Source organism: Nonomuraea sp. ATR24 (genome assembly GCF_041950485.1).
Taxonomy (GTDB): Bacteria; Actinomycetota; Actinomycetes; order Streptosporangiales; family Streptosporangiaceae; genus Nonomuraea; species Nonomuraea ceibae.
This window is the reverse complement of sequence record NZ_JBGNUU010000019.1, coordinates 100,451-120,120: the sequence shown is the minus strand read 5'-3', so window position 1 is coordinate 120,120 and position 19,670 is coordinate 100,451. Positions and strand designations below refer to the sequence as shown.

The following is a 19,670-nucleotide window of genomic DNA, read 5'->3' as shown; positions in this document are numbered from 1 at the left end:
CCCATGGGCTCGTGCTCGCCTCCTACCGGCGTCGGGGACACGTACCTGCCACAGTACGCGCCGCGCCGGGACGGAGCTTCACGCCCTGAGCGACAGCATCATGGACTCGACCGCGATCTGCGGGTTGACGTTGAGGTCGAGGCGCTCGCGGCAGCGCATGATCGCGTCGATGCGCCCCAGCGTCTCCTCCGGGGTGGTCGCCTTGGCCACCTGGTCGAGGTCGAAGCGGAGGTCGTCGTTGGCCAGCTCGACCCCGGCGCCGAACTGCATGGCCAGCACGTCGCGGTAGAACGACACCAGCTCCAGCAGCGCCGCGTCGAGCGAGTCGCGCTTGATGCGGGTGGCGCGGGACTTCTGCCGGTCTTCCAGGTCCTTCAGCGCCCCCGCGCCGCCCCGGACCAGACCCCGGTTGAGTCCCTTGCCCGTGGAGCCCTCGCCGTAGATCTTGCGCAGCTCGGTGGTCTCGTTCTCGTTGAGCGCGGCGGTGGCGGCGGCGGCCTCCTCCTCGGCGGTCTTGACCAGCCGCTCGGCGGCGCTGACGCACTCGCCGACGCCCGACAGCGACCGGGGGATGGACAGCACGGCCTCACGACGGCGGCGGGCCCCCTCGTCCAGCGCCAGCGCGCGGGCGCGGCTGATGTGGCCCTGGGCGGCGCGGGCGGCGAACTGGGCGGTCTCCCACGGGACGCTGTCGCGGGTGGCCAGCAGGTGCGCGACGGCCTCGGTGCCGGGCGTGGTGAGCGTGACGAGCCGGCACCGGGACCGGATGGTGATCATCAGGTCGTCGGGGGCGGGCGCGCAGAGCAGCCACACGGTGCGCGGCGGCGGCTCCTCGATGGCCTTGAGCAGGGCGTTGGCGGCGGACTCCGTGGCCCGGTCGGCGTCCTCGAACAGGATGACCCGCCACCGGCCCTGGGTCGGCGCGCCCGCCGCGCGCAGGATGAGCTCGCGCGTCTGCTTGACGCTGTAGGACAGCCCGGCGGGACGTACGCACTCCAGGTCGGGGTGTGAGCCGATGAGCACCTGGTGGCACTGGTCGCAGTGGCCGCAGCCGCCGTCGGGGCAGAGCAGCGCGGCGGCGAAGGCGCGGGCGGCGTCCTCGCGGCCCGCGCCGGGCGGGCCGGTGAACAGCCAGGCGTGCGTCATGCCGGCGCCGCGCCCGCCGCTCACCGCCTCGGCGGCGGCCGCGGCGGCCCGCGACAGCACGGCCGTCGCCTGGGTCTGGCCTACCAGGTCATCGAAGACACCCACGGGTCAAGGCTAGTCGCGGATGGCGGGCATCGTGCCCGTGATGTCCTCGGACGTGCGCGGCACCGGGTCGGGCAGGATCTCGCGGACCCGGTCCTGGATGGCGCGGGTGATCTCGTCGGGCTCCAGGGTGCCGTCGACGACCAGGTAGCGCTCGGGCGCGGCGGCGGCCAGCGCGCGGAACTCCTTGCGCACCCGCTCGTGGAACTCCAGCGGCTCCGACTCGATCCGGTCGGCGGCCCCGCCGAGCCGGGTCAGCCCCACCTCGGGCGGGGTGTCGATGAGCACGGTCAGGTGCGGCACCAGCCCGCCCGTCGCCCAGGCGTTGACCTTGGACACGTCGCCGGGGTCGAGCGCTCGCCCGGCGCCCTGGTAGGCGAGCGAGGAGTCGACGTAGCGGTCGCACACCACCAGCGCCCCCCGGTAGAGGGCGGGCCGGATGACCTTCTCGACATGCTCGGCCCGGTCGGCGGCGTAGAGCAGCGCCTCGGCCCGCGCCGACAGGCCGCGCTCGGCGGCGTCGAGCAGGATGGCGCGCAGCCGCATGCCGACCTTGGTGGCGCCGGGCTCGCGAGTCTGAACCACGTCGTAGCCCTGGTCGCGCAGCCAGATGGCGAGCATCCTGGACTGGGTGGTCTTGCCGGACCCCTCGCCGCCCTCGAAGGCCACGAACAGCCCCGGCACGTGCTCGGCGGGCCCAGCCTTGAACCGCTCGCCGCGCAGCGCCGCGATCAGGTCCTCGGTGATGGGGACGCCCTTGCGGTCGTCCATGTGGCGCAGCCCGAGCACGCCGACGAGCGCGGCCACCACGCCGCCGACGAGCAGCACCAGGTTGGTGCCGCTGAACTCGTAGGTCAGGTCGCCGAAGGTCAGCAGGTGCTCGCCGAACAGCGCGGCCAGTGGCGCGGCCACGGCGACGACCAGCAGCAGCGTCACCCGGGCCGTCGACTGCAGGAAGGAGAACGTGCGCCCGCGCAGCCCGTCTTCGACCTCCAGGCCGATGAGCGTGTAGCCGATGATCCAGGCGATGCCCGCGCACGCCCCCAGCGCCACGGTCAGCATGACCACGATCACCAGGTTGTGGATGAGCGCGATGGCCATGAGGACGAGCCCGGCCACGATGAGCGACAGCCCGAACAGGCGCCGCCGCGACAGCTCGCGCAGCAGCCGCAGCCCGAAGAACATGCCCAGCGCCATGCCGACGAAGACGGCGCCGAACACCACGCCGTAGGCGGCGTCGCCGCCGCCCAGCGCCACCACGTAGATCTTGGCGACGCCCACCACCGCGCCGCCGGCCGCGAACGCGCCCAGCATGCCGATGATCAAGCCGCGCACCAGCCGGTTGCCGCCGACGAACCGCCAGCCCTCGACGATCTGCTTGAGCACCGAGGGCGTGGAGATCGCGCCGTCGCGCTTGGGGATGTCGCGCAGCGTGAAGATGAGGAACGCCGACACCAGGTAGGCGCAGGCGTTGACGACGAGCGCCAGCGCGGTGGCGTCGACCCCGGCCAGCGCCGGCACGAGGTTGCGCCCCACGTCGCCGGCCACCGACAGGGCGGCGAACAGCGCGGCGGCGACCGGCGCGCTGCCGTAGGTCACCATCAGGTTGAGCTGGTTGGCCGACTCCAGCTGCTCCTTGGGCACCAGGTTGGGGACGGTGGCGTCCTTGGCCGGGACCCAGAACAGGTTGACGCACTCGACGAGGACCGTGGCGACGATGACCCACTGGTAGCTGCCGACGATCGGGATCGACAGCACGACGGCGAAGCGGGCCAGGTCGGCGGCGAACATCGTCAGCCGCCGGTCGAACCGGTCGGCGAACGCCCCGGCGAGCGGCCCGAGCAGGACGGCGGGCAGCATCTTGGCGACGAACACGCCGCCGATGGCCAGGGACTGGGTGCGGTAGTCGCCCTGGGTGAGGTTTCCGGCCATCGCGGTCAGCGCGAGGATGTTGAGCCAGTCACCCAGGCTGCACACCGACATGGCAGTCCACAGCCGGCGGAACGGCGCGTTTGCCAGCACGTGTGCCTGTCGGCGGCGGCCAAGGACGGTCATGATGTCAGCGTATCCAGGTCAGGGGGAGCGGCGAGTCGGATATGACCGGCTGTGCGCTGGTAAGCGCACCGGTCAGTGTGTCGGGAAGTGCACCGCTCATGGACACCGTCTCCGCTCCCAGCTCCGTCAGTCACCGCGCTTGGCCCGCTCGATCAGCGGCGCCCAGGCCGTGCGGACGGGCGCGGGCAGATCGAGATCTTCCCAGAGCTCGACGAGCAACACCCCATCCACGTGATCGAGCACGTCCTGCGGCCGGCCTTCGCTCAGCAGCGCCGCATAGGCCTCGCGGCGTTGCTCGCGGTCGGCCAGATCGTAGACCCGGTCGCCGTGGGCCACAATGCCCAGGGCCGCGGACACCGGCAGCCGCGGCAGACAACTCGGCACAGAACCGGCGAACTCCACCTTCGGCTCCAGCGCCAGCCGGAACCCGGCGGCGTCGAGGATGCGCCCGGCCGTCTCCAGGGTGGGCGACTTGCGCCCGTGCTCATAGGCCGAGAGCGTCGTGCGCGAGGTGCCGCTGCCCTCGGCGAGCTGCTGCTGGTGCAGCCGCGCCGTGTGGCGGGCGTGCTTGAGCAGCATCGCGCCGTGCTCCGCCCAGAACTTGACGTCGGGCTTCATCCGTCACCTCCCGTAGTATCCGTTCGGATACTACTCTAGATTAGCCCAGCGTGACCACTGGTTTGCGTAAAGTCAGCGCAGCTCCAGCATAGTGATCTCAGGCGGCGCTCCGACACGCACCGGAGGGCCCCAATATCCGGCCCCGCGCGTCACGTACACCGGCATGCCCTTGACCGTGCCCAGCCCCGACACCACGGGCTGCTGGAGCGGGACGATCAGGTTGAACGGCACCATCTGCCCGCCGTGCGTGTGGCCGGAGAGCTGCAGGTCGACGCCGTGTTCGGCGGCCTTCTCCGCCTGCACCGGCTGGTGGGCGAGCAGGACGGCGGCGCGGTTCGGGTCGCGCCCGCCGAGCGCCCTGGCGAAGTCGGGCCCGTCGTTCATGGTGACGCCGTTGACGTCGTTCACCCCGGCCAGGTCCAGCACCGCGCCCTGGTGGCGGATCTCCACCCGTTCGTTGCGCAGCGACCGCACGCCGAGGTCGGCCAGCTCCTCGATCCACTCGCCCGGCCCCTGCTCGGTGAAGTATTCGTGGTTGCCGGTCACGAAATAGGCCCCGTAGCGGGATTCCAGGTTCTTGAACGGCTTCGCCAGCCGCCCGAGCGCGGACACCGAGCCGTCGACCAGGTCGCCGACGATCGCCACCACGTCGGGCTCCAGGCCGTTGATCATGCGCACGATCCGCTCGGTGTGCCCGATCCCGGTCAGCGGCCCCAGGTGGATGTCGCTCACCACGGCGAACCGCAGCCCGCGCAGCCGCTGGTCGAGCCCCGGCAGCGTCACCCTGACCGGCTCGATCACCGGGTCGCCCAGCGCCACCGACGCGCCGTAGCCGACCGTGCCCAGCGCGCCGACGCCCGCGACCGCGGCGGTGGCCCGACCCAGGAAGAGCCGCCTGCTCATGCCGTCGGCGGCGGGCCCGGGCTCCTCGGACGACCCCGCCGGCCCCGACGGCCCCGCCCCGGCGGGCACCAGCTCCACCACCGGCGCCGGACGCCTCCCGCGACGGCGCATCACCAGCGCCGCCACCGCCCGCGGCACCTCCAGCACCACGAGGAACACGACCAGGTAGAACATCACCGCGATCCACAGATAGCCCGGCCACGCCAGCCAGTGGAACGCCTCCATACGCGAGGCCACGAAGGTCGCCACCACGAGCACGAACAGCCCCGCCACCACGAAGCTCAGGCCCCTGCGCAGCCTCCCCGGCCCGGTGGTGGAGCGGACGAGCCGGTGCCACAGGTAATAGTGGACGGCCGCGACCAGAGCCACCATGAAGAAGACGAAGAGCACGCCGTCATGCTACGAGCGCGCGATCAAGCCCGCGTACGGCCGCTGAGAGGGCTCTCAGGACTTGGCGGCGGGCTTCTTCGCGGCCGTCTTGGCGGGGGCCTTCTTGGCCGGCGCCTTCTTCGTCGTCTTCTTCGGCGCGGGCGCCCGCTCACGCCGCTCGGCCAGCAGCTCCGCCGCCCGCTCGATCGTGATCTCCTCGACCGTGTCGCCCTTGCGCAGCGAGGCGTTGGTCTCGCCATCGGTCACGTACGGCCCGAAACGACCCTCCTTGACCACGACCGGCTTCTTGGAGTTGGGGTCCTCGCCCAGCTCGCGCAGCGGCGCCGCGGCCGCGGCCCGGCCCCTGCCACGCTGCTTCGGCTGCGCGAACAGCTCCTTCGCCTGCTCGATCGTGACCGTCAGCAGGTCCTCCTCCGACCCGAGCGAGCGCGAATCAGTGCCCTTCTTCAGGTACGGGCCGAACTTCCCGTTGTGCGCCACCACCGGCTCGCCGTCGAGCTCGCCCACCTCGCGCGGGATCGTCAGCAGCCGCAGCGCGTCGTCCAGCGTGATCGTGTCGAGCGACATCGTCTTGAACAGCGAGCTGGTGCGCGGCTTGGGGGCGTCCGCCTTCTTCGTCCGCTTCTTCGGGGCGCCCTCGGCAGGCGGCGCCTCCTCCGGCAGGATCTCGGTCACGTACGGGCCGAACCGCCCGTCCTTGGCCACGATCATGTGCCCGCTCACCGGGTCGCGGCCCAGCTCACGGTCGCCGGTCGGGCGCGAGAACAGCTCCTCGGCCTTCTCGGCGGTCAGCTCGTCGGGAGTCATGTCCTCGGGCACGTTGACCCGGGCGCCGTCGCGGTCCAGGTACGGGCCGTAGCGGCCGACGCGGATGACGATGTCGGTGCCCCTGATCGGGAACGAGCTGATCTCCTTGGCGTCGATGTCGCCCAGGTCGGTGACCATCTCCTTCAGGCCCTCGTCACCGTCGCCGCCGAAGTAGAAGCGCTGCAGCTCCGGCACCCGCTCCGCCCGGTCGTTGGCGATGTCGTCGAGCACCTTCTCCATGTCGGCCGTGAAGTCGTAGTCGACCAGGTTGCCGAAATGCTGCTCCAGCAGGTTGACCACGGCGAACGCCAGGAAGGAGGGCACCAGCGCGGTGCCCTTCTTGAACACGTAGCCACGGTCGAGGATCGTGCCGATGATCGACGCGTAGGTCGACGGGCGGCCGATCTCGCGATCCTCCAGCTCCTTGACCAGCGACGCCTCGGTGTAGCGGGCCGGCGGCTTGGTCGAGTGACCCGCCACGTCCAGCCGGGTCGCGCTCAGCGCGTCGCCCTCGGCCAGGTTGGGCAGCCGCTTCTCGGAGTCGTCACGGTCGGTCGACGGGTCGTCGTGACCCTCCACGTACGCCTTGAGGAAGCCGTAGAACGTGATCGTCCGGCCGGAGGCGGTGAACTCGACGTCCTCGCCCGCCGACGACCTGCCGCCCACCTTGACCGTGACCGACTCGCCGACGGCGTCCTTCATCTGCGACGACACCGTGCGCTGCCAGATCAGCTCGTACAGCCGGAACTTGTCGCCCGTCAGCCCCGTCTCGCCCGGCGTGCGGAACTGCTCGCCCGACGGCCTGATCGCCTCGTGCGCCTCCTGCGCGTTCTTCACCTTGCCGCTGTAAACGCGCGGCTTGTCCGGCACGTACGCCTCGCCGTACAGCTTGATGGCCTGCGAGCGGGCGGCGGCGACGGCCGTCTCCGACAGCGTGATGCTGTCGGTACGCATGTACGTGATGTAGCCCTCTTCGTAGAGGCGCTGCGCCACCTGCATCGTGTACTTGGCGGAGAAGCCCAGCTTGCGGCTGGCCTCCTGCTGCAACGTGGTCGTCCGGAACGGCGCGTACGGCTTGCGGGTGTACGGCTTGCGCTCGACGGACTTGACCGCGTAGGACGAGCCCTGGAGCCGGCCGGCCAGCTCGCCCGCGGCGGCCTCGGTCAGGTGGAGCACGTCGTTGTTCTTGAGCAGGCCGGTGCTGGCGAAGTCGCGGCCCTGCGCGACCCGCTTGCCGTCGACGCCGGTCAGCGTGGCGGTGAAGTCGCGCGGCCGCTCCTCGGCCTTGCCCGTGTCGAACAGCGCCTGGAGGTCCCAGTAATGGGCGGCCGTGAACGCCATGCGCTCGCGCTCGCGCTCGACCACCAGCCGCGTCGCCACCGACTGGACGCGCCCCGCCGACAGCCTCGGCTTGACCTTCTTCCACAGGACCGGGCTGACCTCGTAGCCGTAGAGGCGGTCGAGGATGCGGCGGGTCTCCTGGGCGTCGACCAGGCGCAGGTTGAGGTCGCGCGGGTTGGCCACGGCGTTGCGGATCGCCTGCGGGGTGATCTCGTGGAACACCATGCGGTGCACCGGCACCCGCGGCTTGAGCACCTCACGCAGGTGCCAGGCGATCGCCTCGCCCTCGCGGTCCTCGTCAGTGGCCAGGTAGAGCTCGTCGGCGTCCTTGAGCAGCTGCTTGAGCTTGCTCACCTGCGAGCGCTTGTCGGGGTTGACGACGTACAGCGGCTCGAAGTCGTGCTCCACGTTGACGCCAAGGCGTGCCCACGTCTCCCCCTTGAACTTCTCGGGGATGTCGTCGGCCCGCTCAGGCAGGTCGCGGATATGGCCGATGCTGGACTCGACGACGTAGCCGGCGCCGAGGTACCGCTCGATCGTCTTGGCCTTGGCGGGCGACTCCACGATCACCAGGCGTGTTCCGCCGGCGCTGCCGTTGTTGGCTGGCACGCTGCTTCCTACCTCGCTGTTCGCTTGCAATTCCCCCTGCCGGGAGCCGGCACAGATCTGAAAGGTAACCCGACTCGCGGATTTTTCCTTCCCCCGGGGCTACCCACTAGCTTCCGGGTCCACCCACAAGCACGCAGAATAAGGGCCCATCGAGACGCATGGCGCCCTGACTCACCCTGGAGACTAATCGTTGTGCTCGACTACTCCTACATGGATATCTTCATTCCGCGCGATCTGTCCCGCGAAGCCGCACGTCAGCTGCTGACCGAGCACGCTGAGTACGGCCAGTGGGAGCTCGCCCGGGTGCGGCTCCATCCCGACGGGAGCCGCCGTGTACGGCTGCGCCGAAAGATCGTGCGCGTGCGCAGCACTCTATGACAAAGGCTTTGCCCGCCCCGGGCCGCGCCCCCGGAACGGGCAAAGCGTCTATGGGCCACTGCCCGCCGGCTGCGGGCAGTGGCCAGGTGTTGCTACTTCCGGCCGAGGCGGAAGCGGCGGGTGGTGGCGAACAGGGTGGCCGAGGCGGCGCACATGGCGCCCAGCACCAGCGCGAACAGCGAGCCGGTGGACATCCCGGTGACGCCGGTCGGCTGGGCGGCGCTCATCAGGCCCAGGTCACCCGTGGGCAGGCTGCCGGTCGCGGAGCTCACGGCGCCGCCGACCGGGGTCGAGGAGACGAGGGCGGTGGCCGGCTCCAGCGCCGACACCGGGCCGGTCGCGGCGGAGGTCCGCTGCTTGCCCTGGACGCCCGGCCGCTTGCCCTGGACGCCCGGCCGCTTGCCCTGGACGCCGGGCTTCTTGCCCTGGACCGCGGGGGTGGCGGGCTGGGCGGGCACGCCGGGCAGGCCCGGGACCGCGGGCAGGCCGAGCGTGCCGGCGACGTCACCGACGACCGGCAGCGGCGGCAGGCCGGAGCCGCCGCTCATCCGCTGGGCGACACCGCTGGCGTCCTGGAGGCCGCTCAGCGCGGGCACCGCCGGGAGCGCGGGCAGCACGCCGCCGCCCTTGGCCGCCTGGGCCTTGCTGCTGTGGTTCTTGTAGTGGCCGTGGTGCGGCGGGGTGCCGACGTGCGCCCCGCCCAGGCACCCGGCGGCCGCGTCACCCAGGACGGCCACGGCGTTGCCGCAGACGTTGACCGGGGCGGTGATCGGCGCGATCACCTGGTTGCCGGCCAGCACGCCGGACCGGCCGGACGTGGTGTTGCCACCGGCGCCCACACCGTTGTGGGGCGAGACGAACGCGCCGCCCTTGCAGTGGGCCTCCGACAGGCCGAGCGCCGCGACCGCGTTGCCGCACGCGTTGACCGGGGCGGTGATGGGAGCCACGACCTGGTTGCCCGAGCCGACCCCGGAACGCCCGGACGTGACGTTGCCGCCTGCGCCCTTGCCGCCGTTCTTCACCGAGACGCCGCCCTTGCACCCGGCGAACGCCTCACCGAACAGCGCCACCGCGTTGCCGCAGACGTTGACCGGAGCCGTGACGGGAGCGACCACCTGGTTGCCGCTGAGCACGCCCGACCGGCCCGACGTGTGGTTGCCACCGGCCCCGGAGCCGGCCGCCGAGTTGTGCACCGACGAGCCGCCCTCGCACCCGGCGGGCGCGTTGCCGACCGCGTTGCCGCAGGCGGTGATGGGCAGGCTGACCGGGGCGATGACCTGGTTGCCGCTGCCGGCGCCGTAGCGCCCGTCGGTGTCGTTGCCGGTCGAGCCCACGTGGCGGGAGCTGTGGTAGTGGCGCCCGTGGCCGCCGCCGTTGGTGACGGACGAGCCGCCCTTGCAGCCCGCGAACGCCTCGCCGAACACGGCCACCGAGTTGCCGCAGATGTTGATCGGGCCGCTGATCGGCGCGATCACCTGGTTGCCGCCGAGCGCCGACGAACGGCCCGACGTGGTGTTGCCCCCGGCGCCGGTGCCGGTGTTGTGCACCGAGGCGCCGCCCTTGCAGCCCGCCGTGGCGTCACCGAAGATCGCCAGCGCGTTGCCGCAGGCGTTGATCGGGGCCGTGATCGGCGCGGTGATCTGGTTGCCGCCGATCAGGCTGTGGTCGCCCGAGGTGCGGTTGCCGCCCGCGCCGCCCTTGCCCGAGGTCTTGACCGTCGAGCCGCCGGTGCACCCGGCGTCGGAGTTGCCGAACAGCGAGACCGCGTTGCCGCAGGCGTTGACCGGGGCGCTGATCGGCGCGTTGACCTGGTTGCCGCCCAGGACGCTGGACCTGCCGGACGTCTCGTTGGGGATGCCGCCCCGGCCGGTGTCGACCACCGACGCGCCCCCCTTGGAGCTGGCGCTGGACTCGCCGGCCACCCCGACCGCGTTGCCGCTGATGTCGATGGGCAGCGAGATGGGCAGGTTGACCTGGTTGCCGCCGCCGACGGAGGAGTCACCGTCGGTGTCGGCGAGCGCGGTGCCGCCGCCGAACGACATGACCGCCACCGCGAGCAGAGCCGCTGGGGCCGAAGCCTTCGCCCACGTACGCATAATGGATACTCCTACTGATTTCTTGGGGGATTACCTGACAGTTCGCACCCAGCCGTGGCCCGTGCGGGGCCTGCGGAATCGCAGGGCGCCGCGCACAGCGGAGACCTCGGGGAAATCGCGAACCAGGGACTGACGTGTCACCCGTTGGCGGAAAGTCGTGAACCGCCATGAGCGGAGGGATCGAAGCCGCGCTCCGCCACCGGCATCGGAAAGCCGGAACTCTGTCGCGGGGACTCAGTCAGGAGAGAAAGAAGGGTCGTCCGCCGCTGTGCGGACGACGGGGGGCAGCACGTACGGAAGAGCGACGTGCATGACCTCGAGCCGCGGGTCGAAGACAGACCTCGCGACGTCCCCCATGTTGGACCCGAACGGGCCGTTGCCACTGCCGTTGGGCACCAAGCCATCGGTGTCCAGGATGTTGTCGGCGGTGGAGGATGGCGGGAGGCCGGGATCCGACTGGCTGGTGAGCCCGTCGACCTTCAGCCCGGCCATCGCCCCGGCGTTGTCGAACACCGGAGCCGTGCCTACCGGGGGGAAACCGTCCTTGATGGACCCGGTGGCGTGCGGGGGTGTGCCGGCTCCTGTCGCCGCGGTGGAATCCGCGGCAGCCGGAGCGGAGAAGAGCATCCCGAACAGAAGCGCGAGCAGCCAACCCGCGGCCAGCACACTGCCGACCGCGACCGCTCGCACGACGACCCGACGGGCGCCGGCCGCGAACCGCGCCATCCGGTCAGCCCTGCGGGTGATCGGATCCTCTGCTGAGACAGTCACGGGCACGCGCCACGCATCGAGGGACATCGCCCTCGTCTGCCGCGCCGTGCGTGCCACGTGTCCTCCTCGGTTTCCAGGACCGGCTCCACCATCAGGCGGAGCCGGTCCACGGACTCACCCCTCAACGGTCCGTAACCGTAGCAGCACCCAACGTTGCCGCAAGTGCTTTTCACAAGAGACCCAGTAAGTGGTCAAGCTCGCGGCACTCGTATCGGGGCAAAGCGGGTCGGAGCTGCCGCGCCGCCCCACGACACGCGCTTGCGGAGGGCAAGAAACGAGGGCCGCCACGCCTGGGTGGTTAACCGGTATGACGCACCCCTCAGAGTTTGCTAACCTTACGGAGCCGACGCGAGATGACGGTCCCGCGTGCAGGCACCAAGTCCGGGTGGCGGAATAGGCAGACGCGCTAGCTTGAGGTGCTAGTGCCCTTTGCGGGGCATGGGGGTTCAAGTCCCCCCTCGGACACGTACTCCGGTACATGCTGGGCCTGGCCTCAACTACGACGACTCTTTCTGAGGGTTCGTAGGTGAGGTGCAGGCCCATTTGCGTGTAGAGGTCGTTCCGGTCTGTGGGATCCGCGGCCTTGAGGACCTGCGTCATCTCGGCCAGTCTTGGGATCAGCCCCATGACCTCCTTCTTACGGTTGACGGCCCGCAGGCTTCCTTCCGCTTTGAGCCGCTCGGCCCGGGTCTCGGCCATCCACCTGCCGATCTCCTCGGGACCTCCGCCCGCGTCCAGCGTTGTCCGGTAGCGGGCCATCCGACGGTCGCAGTCGTCGACGGTCCGCTTGGCCGTCTCGATCACGGCCCGGTCTGCCTCACTGTCCCGCGCATCCAACAGGGTCTCGACCGTTCGCCGGAGGTTTACGGGCGCGAAGACCTGGCACAGCCAGGTGTCCAGCTCGCCAAGGATGTGGTCCTCGCGGACGTAGACCGTACGCGGGTGCTCGATCTTGTTGGCCAGGGCGTACTCGGTGGGAAACTTGCACCGGTAGTGCGTGCGGCCGTTGTTCCATGAGGCTTCCATCCGGCGGGCACAGACACCGCAGTGCAGCAGGCCGCGCAGGACGTACGCTCTCGGACTGCGACGGGGCTTGCGCTCGACGGCGGGGCGGCCTTTCGCCGACAGCAGCTTCTGAACACGCTCGAACGTCTCCGTGTCCACGATCGGCTCGTGCGCGGTCTTCTCCGACCAGACCCACTGGCTCTCGGGATTCCACTTGAGCTTGGTGATGTGGCCCTGAGTGACGTCCTGGACGTCCAGGAGCTCTTCTTGCTAGCGCTGCTTGTTCCAGACCTGACGACCGGTGTAGCGAGGGTTCAGCAGGATGGCCTGGATGGCTGATTACGTGGTCCTCCAGCTCCCGTCGCCGGCAAAGCCATGCGGCCAGGTATCTTCGGTATCGTCCTTCTGCTACGGGCGTCAACAGAGATACCTCTCTCCGGAGATCAAGGAACGCAGCAATGCGACATTCAGCTCAGCTACCGAAGGAAACCACCCCCTGAGCTCCTAAAGCCCCAGGTGAACAAGTGTCGGCCCCGCGCATGCGGGGATGGTCCATGTTGGGGGGCAGCCGGAATACGGCAGAAACGGGCCGCCTACTTGGCAACAACTACCTTCCGCTGCTGGATCAGCACTACGGCTCGCACCGCTCGGCCTTGTTCACCCTGGTGGCCTCGATCGAGCTGGAGTCGACCGCCGTAGTGGCTTGTGCCCTCGTCGCTGCTTGTTCTTGTTGCATCGAACGCTTCTTGTCGTCGCCTGGCGTACCCGAAGTGGATGCCTCATCCTGTCGCTTGGGCCACCGCGAACGGGCGTTGGCGATGTGTAGGAGACGTCACTCTAAGAAGAGAAAGGCCCTGTCAACCCTTCGCGGAAGGCGATGGCCGCCGCCTCGGTGCGGGTTGCCGCGCCCAGTTTCGTCAGGATGTGAGAGACGTGCACGCCTGCCGTGCTCGGCGAGATGTGCAGCTGAGAGGCGATCTGCCGGTTGCTCAAGCCCTCGGTGATCAACCTGAGCACCTGGTGCTCGCGTTCGGTGAGCCCGTCCTGAGCCGGTCGGGGTCGTCCAAGCAGGGCGATCTCCCGGGAGAGCGGCGCGGCGCCCAGGTCCTCGGCCAGCCGGGCGGCTTGCCTTCCTCGGGTGGTCGCGCCGGGCTTGTCGCCCGCGGCCAGCGCCGCCCGCGCGCCGTGGTACAGGCTCAGCGCCAGTTCGTACGGCTGCCTCAGCTCCCGCCAGGCCGCGGCCGCCTCGTCCCAGCCGGTGTCCTCGATCAGGGCGTGCAGCATGATCTGCCAGGCGCGGTCGAATGGCCCGTCGACCCCGAGCGTCGCGTCGGCCGTGGTGAGTTCGGCATGACGTTCGGCGACCTGCCCCCGCACGTCATCGCCGGTGTCGTGGTCGAGTCGGGCCCGTTGTGCCAGCGCGCCGGCGACCAGGACCGGACGAGCGTCGCTACTGTAGACGCGGGTGAACTCCGGGTCGGCCAGTGCCCGCTCCAGGAGCCGATCGGCGCGTTCCGGGTTGCCCTGGGCGACGGCGAGCAGGCAGAACAGCTGATGGCGGGGGAACAGGCTTCCGCTGTCGGCGTGCTCCACGGCCGCCGCGGCGTCGGCTGCCGCGGCCACATCCCCGCGCAGCAGGGACAGGTAGCCGTCGAGGACGAGCAGGATCTGCCGCGACAGCGGTGGCGGATTCTCCGTGATGCTCTCACGCAGGATGGCGGCCGCTTCGTCCCACCGCCCGGCCAGGATCAGCGCGTGCCCGGCGTAGCGCGCGAGCTCGGCGCCCCGGCTGCGGCCCAGCCCGTACCTGCGGGCGTGGCGCATGCCGTCGCGGGCCGCTTCGATGGCGCGCTCCTGGTCGCCGGTCCTGGTGTACATCGTGGCCTCGTACATCGGGATGGTCATGAGCAGGTCGTGGCTGTCGAGCCGTTCGGCGAGCGTGCGGGCCTGCGCCAGCAGGCCGAGGTCGCCTGTCATGGATCCGACCCCTAGCAGTCCGCGGATGGTGACCGTGGGGTCGCCGGTGCTCAGGCCGACGGCGAGCGCCTCCTCGAACGCCTCGCGTGCCTTGCCCAGCTCGGGCAGCAGGCCCATGGCCAGCACCCCGAGCAGCCGCCCCCGCTGGATGCTGCCGGGGTCGGCGGGCAGGAGTTCGAGGGCTCGTTCCCAGTCGGCGACGCCGTTCGCGTTCAACCGGTGCCGCAGTCTGCCCCGCAGCTCCAGCAACTGGGCGGTGCGTTCGGGCTCGCGCCGTTCGTCGATCGCGCTCAGCCCCGTGGTGGCGTAGTCGATGCCGCGTGCGTAGTCGCCGCTGAGCATGCAGGCCTCAGCAGCCCTTGTGAGGATGTCGATCCTGTCGACGTCCAGCCCCGCGTGGGGGTCCCAGAGTTCGAGGACTTGGTCAAGCAGGCGCACCTGCTCTTCGTAGGCGTAGAACCCGTGTGCCTGGTCTGCGGCCAGGTAGGCGGCGCGCAGGGCCTGCCTGCGGTTCCCTGCGGCGTAGGCGTGCGCGGCCAGTTCGGCGTGGGCCCCGACATCGCGCAGGGCGTCGGCGTAGCGGGTGTGCAGGCGGGCCCGCTCGCCGGGCAGCAGATCCTCGTACACGGCCTGCCGGATCAAGGCGTGGCGGAAGTCGTAGCCGTCGCCCGTGGTGACGAGCAGGCCGCGGTCGACGAGCTCGCGCAGCAGGGTGTCCAGGTCGGGCCCGTCCTGCCCAGCCACCTGCGCCAGCAGCCGGTGGCTGACCCGCCCGCCCGCCGCCGAGGCCAGGCGGGTCAGCTCGCGAGCGGGGCCCGGCAGCGAGCGCGGTCCGTGCAGCAGCAGGTCACGCAGGCTGTCCGGGGTTCGCTCACCGGCGCGGGCGAGCGCCTCAACAAATAGCGGGTTGCCCTCACTGCGTTCGTGGACGCGGCGTGCCACGGCCGCGTCCGGCTCGTCGCCGAGGATCGCGGCCAGCTGGCGCCCTACGTCCTCCCGGTCCAGGCGTTCCAGGCGCAGCGTGGTCACGCGCGGGTGGCGGGACAGCTCGGACAGCGGCGTTTCCACGGGACGGTGGGTGATCACCAGGAGCACGCCTGCCTGGGTCACGTTCCTGGCCAGGAAACTCAGCAACTCGCGAGTGGCGGCGTCGGCCCAGTGCAGGTCCTCGATCAAGACAACCAGCGGCTGGTCCGCGGCCACCCGCTCGATCAGGGACAGGACCTCCTCGAACAGCCGGTGCTTGCCGCCTTCCCCGCCGCCCGCGTCGCCGAGCTCCGGGAACCAGCGTGCCAGTTGGCGGTAGGGGCCCGGCAGTATCCCTTCGACCCGGATCAGCCTGCGCAGCACCGTCACGAACGGCGCGTACGGCAGGCCGTCGCTGCCCAGTTCCGCGCAGGCACCCGCGACCACCCGCACCTCCGGCCCCAGCGTGCGCGCGAACTCGGCCAGCAGTCGCGACTTGCCGATCCCCGCTTCCCCGGCCACCAGCGCCACCGCAGGCCCCTGCTCGACCGCCGTGTCCAGGGCCGCTGCCAGGGCCGCGAGCTCCTCTGCCCGGCCGACGAACCTGGGACTGACCACGCGCTCCGCCACCACGGCACCAGCATAAATACCCAGATCGCCAGATGTGTCGGGGGTGTTTACCCGGCCAGGCTCGAACCCATGACAGCCACCTACCCGCTGCGTACCATCGGTGCCGACGAGCTCGACGCGTGGGCGCGCATGATCACCACGACCTACGGCCAGGACTGGGTCGATGGCGGCCTACGGAACGCCGCCGTCTCCATCGAGCCCGGTCGCACCCTCGCCGCCTACGACGGTACGGAGATCGTCGGAGGCGCGTCGATCTACGGCCGGGTCATGACCGTCCCCGGCGGGACGACACCCGTCGCCGGCATCACGCTCGTCGCGGTCCTGCCCACGCACCGGCGCCGCGGCATCCTCACCGCGATGATGCGCAGACAACTCACCGACCTGCACGAATCGGGCGGCGAGCCGATCGCCGCGCTCAACGCCGCCGAGGCCACGATCTACGGACGCTTCGGGTACGGCATCGCCAGCCACGTGGCCGAGGTCCGCGGCGAGAAGCGGCTCATGGCCCTGCGCCCCGGCACCGAACTCGGCGACGGCACGATCAGGCTGCTCTCCCGCGAGAGGGCGCAGCCGCTGCTGGAGAAGGTCTACGACACCGCCCGCCGTACCTCCGTGGGCTGGGTGGACCGTACGGGGAAGTTCTGGGAGGCCCGGCTGGCCGACGGCGAGGGCGCCCGCGACGGCGGGACGGCCCTGCGCTTCGCGGTCCATCTGGAGGCGGGCGGCGAGGTCACCGGCTACGCTCTCTATCGCTCCAAGCAGGACCTCGTGCACGTCGTCGAGCTCGCGGCCACCACCAGGCAGTCGTACGCCGCCATGTGGCGCTTCCTCATCGACCTCGACGCGCACACCGGGCTGGTCTACGACGGCGCCCTCGACGAACCCCTCAAGCACCTGCTCACCGACCCACGCGCGGCTCGCACCACGCTGATCGACAATTTGTGGGTCCGCCTCGTGGACATCGGCCGCGCGCTCACCGCTCGCCGCTACGCGACGCCCCTGGATCTGGTGCTGGAGGTCCAGGATCCGTTCTGTCCATGGAACGCCGGTCGCCACCGGCTGCTGGCCGATGGCGACACCGTCACCTGCGAACGCACCCGGGCACGGCCGGACCTGCGCCTGACGGCAGGCGAGCTGGGCGCGGCCTACCTGGGCGGCACGTCCCTGACCTCCCTGGCGGCGGCGGGGCGCGTCGAGGAATTCTGCCCAGGTGCGATCGCCGCCGCCTCGCTCGCCTTCCGCTGGGAACGCGAGCCCTTCCACCCCTCAGGCTGGGCTTTCCCCGCCTTCTGACCTGGCGCGGAGTCTTGCACAACACGCCTCCGGCCGGATGCCGGAACCGCTGACAAAGGAGACACACCACATGCGTACGCATCGGCTCGGACGCAGCACCACGACGGTCACCGAACTGGGCTTCGGCGGCGGGCCTCTGGGCGGCCTGTTCGATCCCCTGGACGACGACACCGCGGCGCAGACGCTGGAGGCCGCCTGGGACTCGGGAATCCGCTACTTCGACACCTCGCCGCACTACGGCATCGGGCACTCCGAGCGCCGCATCGGCGAGCTGCTGCGCGGCCGGCCGCGGGCGGATTTCACGCTGTCGACGAAGGTCGGCCGGCTGCTGATCCCGCAGGACCCGCGAGGGCGGATGGACGAGAGCTTCGCCGTCCCGGCCACCCATCGCCGGGTCTGGGACTTCTCCCGCGATGGCGTCCTGCGCAGTGTCGAGGACTCGCTGACCCGCATGGGCCTCGACCGGATCGACGTGCTGTATCTGCACGACGCCGAACAGCACTTCGAGACTGCCCTGCGCGAGGGCTATCCGGCGCTGGCCGAGCTGCGCGCCCAGGGTGTGGTCACCGCCGTGGGCGCGGGCATGTACCACCCTGGCAAGCTGGCCCGTCTGGTGCGGGAGACCGACGCGGACGTCGTCATGCTGTCGGGTCGCTACACCCTGCTGGACCACACCGCCTTGGACGAGCTGCTGCCCGCATGCGCCGCACACGGCGTCTCCGTCGTTGCCGCCTCCGTCTTCAACTCCGGTCTGCTGGCCACCGACAGGCCCGCCGAGGGAGCGCGGTACGACTACGGACCCGCCACCCCTGAGCTGCTGGAACGGGTCAACAGAATCGCGGACGTCTGCGCGGAGCACGGTGTGAGCGTCCCGCAGGCCGCGATGGCCTTCCCCTTGCTGCACCCGGTGGTGGCGGGCGTCGTCGTGGGCATGCGCTCGCAGGAGGAGGTACTGCGCAACAGGGAGGCGTTCTCGGCGCCGATCCCCGCGGGGCTATGGTCCGACCTGTGCGAGGCGGGCCTGCTGGACGAACGCGCCGTGGTGCACGCCGGACCGTGAGTCGATCGAGTCACAGTGCGGGCGTGCCGGGCTGACCACTGGGGATTGGCGTCGGCGGCCCGTTTCTGCCGTATTCCGGTGGCACCCGATGTTCTGCCTCCTGTCCGGGACAGCTGGGACGGTCGGCCCCGCGCCTGCGGGGGTGGTCCGTCGCATGCTGGGGTGGTCCCCCACTCCGGCGGCAGTGTGCCCGGCCTCACCTCGTTGGCCCGCCCTACATGAGGGTGGTCCCGCTGCGTATTTCCTCGGCTCATAGATTTGAAGTCCGCCCCGCACCCTGCAGGGGCTCGGCATCCGCGCCGTCTGGAGCACTGTGGCGGAAGCGAGTGCCTCTTGGGCGTGCGCCAGCTCGCCCGCTGCCCAGCGGATCTGGGACATCAGCAACTCGTAGCTACCGATAAGGGCGGCGCTCGGCCAGGCTGCGATGACTCTGCCGATCACACTCGGCTCCGCGACGGCGACGTTGGCGCCGAGCCTGGCCAGGCTGCCGACCACGAGCAGGGTCCAGGCCAGGGCACCACCGCGGGAACCACATCGGTTGGCCAGCAGTATGGACATCGAAGCGACGACGATCAGCCCGTCAACCGCTAGCGGAATGAGTACCGCCGCGAAACGGTCCTCACCGTGGCGCAGGCAGAGCTCATGCATATGCCTGAAGGAAACGACCGCCGCGACCAGCGCGAGGAAGGCAACGCCGGCAATGGTTGTCCCCTGAATGCGACGAACCGCGAGAGTGCGTGCCGCCATCGCTGTTCACCCCGTCCGATCAGGGAGAACGAGAGTGGTGGAGGCACTGAAGGGCATGTACGTATCGGCGGTGTCCCCCCTCGGACGCACACCTTCGTACATGATCGCCCGAGCTCAGCTTGGGCGATCGCTGCGTTTACGGGCCGGTTCACGGCTCAGGGCGCAGGCCGGTCTCGGTCTCGTTCCTCCGGGCTCGCCTGGGCGGCGCGGTGTGAGACGAAGACGCAGAACGGGTGGCCGGCCGGGTCGGCGTACACGTGGAGCGGCTCCTCGGGGTCGTCGGCGCGGTCCAGCAGCGGCCGGCCGCCGAGGCGCAGGACGCGTTCGTGCTGGGCCAGCAGGTCCTCGACCGAGGCCACGGTCAGGTCCAGGTGCAGCTGCTGGGGGATCCCGTCCTGGGGCCAGGTCGGCTCGGGGAGCCGCTCGACCTGCTGGAAGGCGAGTTGCGGAGCGCCCTCGGGGGTTCGCAGCACCAGCCAGTCGCGGCCCCGCTCGTCGTCGCCGCCCGCCTCGGGCGGCTCGTCGCCCGGCCGGTAGACCAGGCCGAGCAGGTGGCGGTAGAACTCGGCCAGGGCTCTGGCGTCGGTGCAGTCGAGCACCACCTGGCACAGCGTGGGCCTGACGTCCTGTCCGGTCAATCGAACGCGCCTCCTCGTGATGTGACGTGTCTTCTGCACCTGCCGCCCCGGTTCAAACGAGCGGCCCACCGCCGGCCGCCCGCGGCGCGGTCGCAGAAGAAGCGGTCGCGGGAAGAAGCGGTCGTGGGAAGAAGCGGC

Annotated in this window: 14 protein-coding genes, 1 tRNA gene and 1 pseudogene; 4 read left to right on the top strand and 12 right to left on the bottom strand. The window is 70.7% G+C overall.

Annotation, left to right across the window (positions count from 1 at the left end; genetic code table 11):
• Positions 1 to 78: 78 nt before the first annotated feature.
• The 5 genes from ACBI99_RS35190 to topA form a co-directional block, all read right to left on the bottom strand.
• On the bottom strand, positions 79 to 1,251 hold the full coding sequence (locus tag ACBI99_RS35190) for a DNA polymerase III subunit delta' (RefSeq protein WP_357583038.1): 1,173 nt from the start codon (positions 1,249 to 1,251) through the stop codon (positions 79 to 81).
• Between the two features lie 9 nt (positions 1,252 to 1,260).
• A complete protein-coding gene (gene tmk, locus ACBI99_RS35185; RefSeq protein WP_219517550.1) occupies positions 1,261 to 3,303 on the bottom strand; it encodes a dTMP kinase in 2,043 nt (680 codons plus the stop codon).
• A gap of 126 nt (positions 3,304 to 3,429) precedes the next feature.
• Complete coding sequence (locus tag ACBI99_RS35180) at positions 3,430 to 3,921, bottom strand: helix-turn-helix domain-containing protein (protein ID WP_375074425.1); 492 nt, start codon at positions 3,919 to 3,921, stop codon at positions 3,430 to 3,432.
• Positions 3,922 to 3,993: 72 nt separating this feature from the next.
• Positions 3,994 to 5,214 (bottom strand): metallophosphoesterase, encoded by a 1,221-nt coding sequence (locus ACBI99_RS35175; RefSeq protein WP_375074424.1) that lies wholly within the window; start codon positions 5,212 to 5,214, stop codon positions 3,994 to 3,996.
• 54 nt (positions 5,215 to 5,268) lie between these two features.
• Positions 5,269 to 7,971, bottom strand: coding sequence for a type I DNA topoisomerase (topA, locus tag ACBI99_RS35170; RefSeq protein ID WP_364171124.1), 2,703 nt, complete (start codon positions 7,969 to 7,971; stop codon positions 5,269 to 5,271).
• Between the two features lie 192 nt (positions 7,972 to 8,163).
• Between topA and ACBI99_RS35165 the strand changes: the two genes are divergently transcribed.
• Positions 8,164 to 8,349 (top strand): DUF5703 family protein, encoded by a 186-nt coding sequence (locus ACBI99_RS35165; RefSeq protein ID WP_219517556.1) that lies wholly within the window; start codon positions 8,164 to 8,166, stop codon positions 8,347 to 8,349.
• A gap of 92 nt (positions 8,350 to 8,441) precedes the next feature.
• On the opposite strand, the gene ACBI99_RS35160 is transcribed toward ACBI99_RS35165, so the two are convergent.
• Together ACBI99_RS35160 and ACBI99_RS35155 are read right to left on the bottom strand one after the other, a co-directional pair.
• The gene (locus ACBI99_RS35160; protein WP_375074423.1) at positions 8,442 to 10,445 is read right to left on the bottom strand and encodes a chaplin family protein; all 2,004 of its coding nucleotides are present in this window, start codon (positions 10,443 to 10,445) and stop codon (positions 8,442 to 8,444) included.
• Positions 10,446 to 10,679: 234 nt separating this feature from the next.
• Positions 10,680 to 11,273, bottom strand: a complete 594-nt coding sequence (locus ACBI99_RS35155; protein WP_375074422.1) for a hypothetical protein — start codon at positions 11,271 to 11,273, stop codon at positions 10,680 to 10,682.
• Between the two features lie 322 nt (positions 11,274 to 11,595).
• On the opposite strand from ACBI99_RS35155, the gene ACBI99_RS35150 reads away from it, so the two are divergent.
• Positions 11,596 to 11,681: transfer RNA gene (locus ACBI99_RS35150), tRNA-Leu, on the top strand.
• Between the two features lie 456 nt (positions 11,682 to 12,137).
• Here ACBI99_RS35150 and ACBI99_RS35145 read toward each other — a convergent pair.
• The 3 genes and pseudogenes from ACBI99_RS35145 to ACBI99_RS35135 all read right to left on the bottom strand — a co-directional run.
• Positions 12,138 to 12,380: pseudogene (locus ACBI99_RS35145) on the bottom strand (zinc ribbon domain-containing protein); the annotation flags it as partial.
• Positions 12,381 to 12,491: 111 nt separating this feature from the next.
• Positions 12,492 to 12,554: a hypothetical protein gene (locus ACBI99_RS35140; RefSeq protein ID WP_375074458.1), complete on the bottom strand. Its 63-nt coding sequence runs from the start codon at positions 12,552 to 12,554 to the stop codon at positions 12,492 to 12,494.
• 504 nt (positions 12,555 to 13,058) lie between these two features.
• A complete protein-coding gene (locus tag ACBI99_RS35135; RefSeq protein WP_375074421.1) occupies positions 13,059 to 15,797 on the bottom strand; it encodes an AAA family ATPase in 2,739 nt (912 codons plus the stop codon).
• Between the two features lie 66 nt (positions 15,798 to 15,863).
• Here ACBI99_RS35135 and ACBI99_RS35130 point away from each other — a divergent pair, with 66 nt between their 5' ends.
• Both ACBI99_RS35130 and ACBI99_RS35125 read left to right on the top strand, forming a co-directional pair.
• The gene (locus ACBI99_RS35130; protein WP_375074420.1) at positions 15,864 to 17,087 is read left to right on the top strand and encodes a GNAT family N-acetyltransferase; all 1,224 of its coding nucleotides are present in this window, start codon (positions 15,864 to 15,866) and stop codon (positions 17,085 to 17,087) included.
• 70 nt (positions 17,088 to 17,157) lie between these two features.
• Positions 17,158 to 18,147: an aldo/keto reductase gene (locus ACBI99_RS35125; protein ID WP_375074419.1), complete on the top strand. Its 990-nt coding sequence runs from the start codon at positions 17,158 to 17,160 to the stop codon at positions 18,145 to 18,147.
• On the opposite strand, the gene ACBI99_RS35120 is transcribed toward ACBI99_RS35125, so the two are convergent.
• Together ACBI99_RS35120 and ACBI99_RS35115 are read right to left on the bottom strand one after the other, a co-directional pair.
• A complete protein-coding gene (locus tag ACBI99_RS35120; protein ID WP_375074418.1) occupies positions 18,082 to 18,894 on the bottom strand; it encodes a DUF2637 domain-containing protein in 813 nt (270 codons plus the stop codon). The genes ACBI99_RS35125 and ACBI99_RS35120 overlap by 66 nt on opposite strands.
• 155 nt (positions 18,895 to 19,049) lie before the next feature.
• Positions 19,050 to 19,532, bottom strand: coding sequence for a VOC family protein (locus ACBI99_RS35115; protein WP_375074417.1), 483 nt, complete (start codon positions 19,530 to 19,532; stop codon positions 19,050 to 19,052).
• Positions 19,533 to 19,670: the final 138 nt, after the last annotated feature.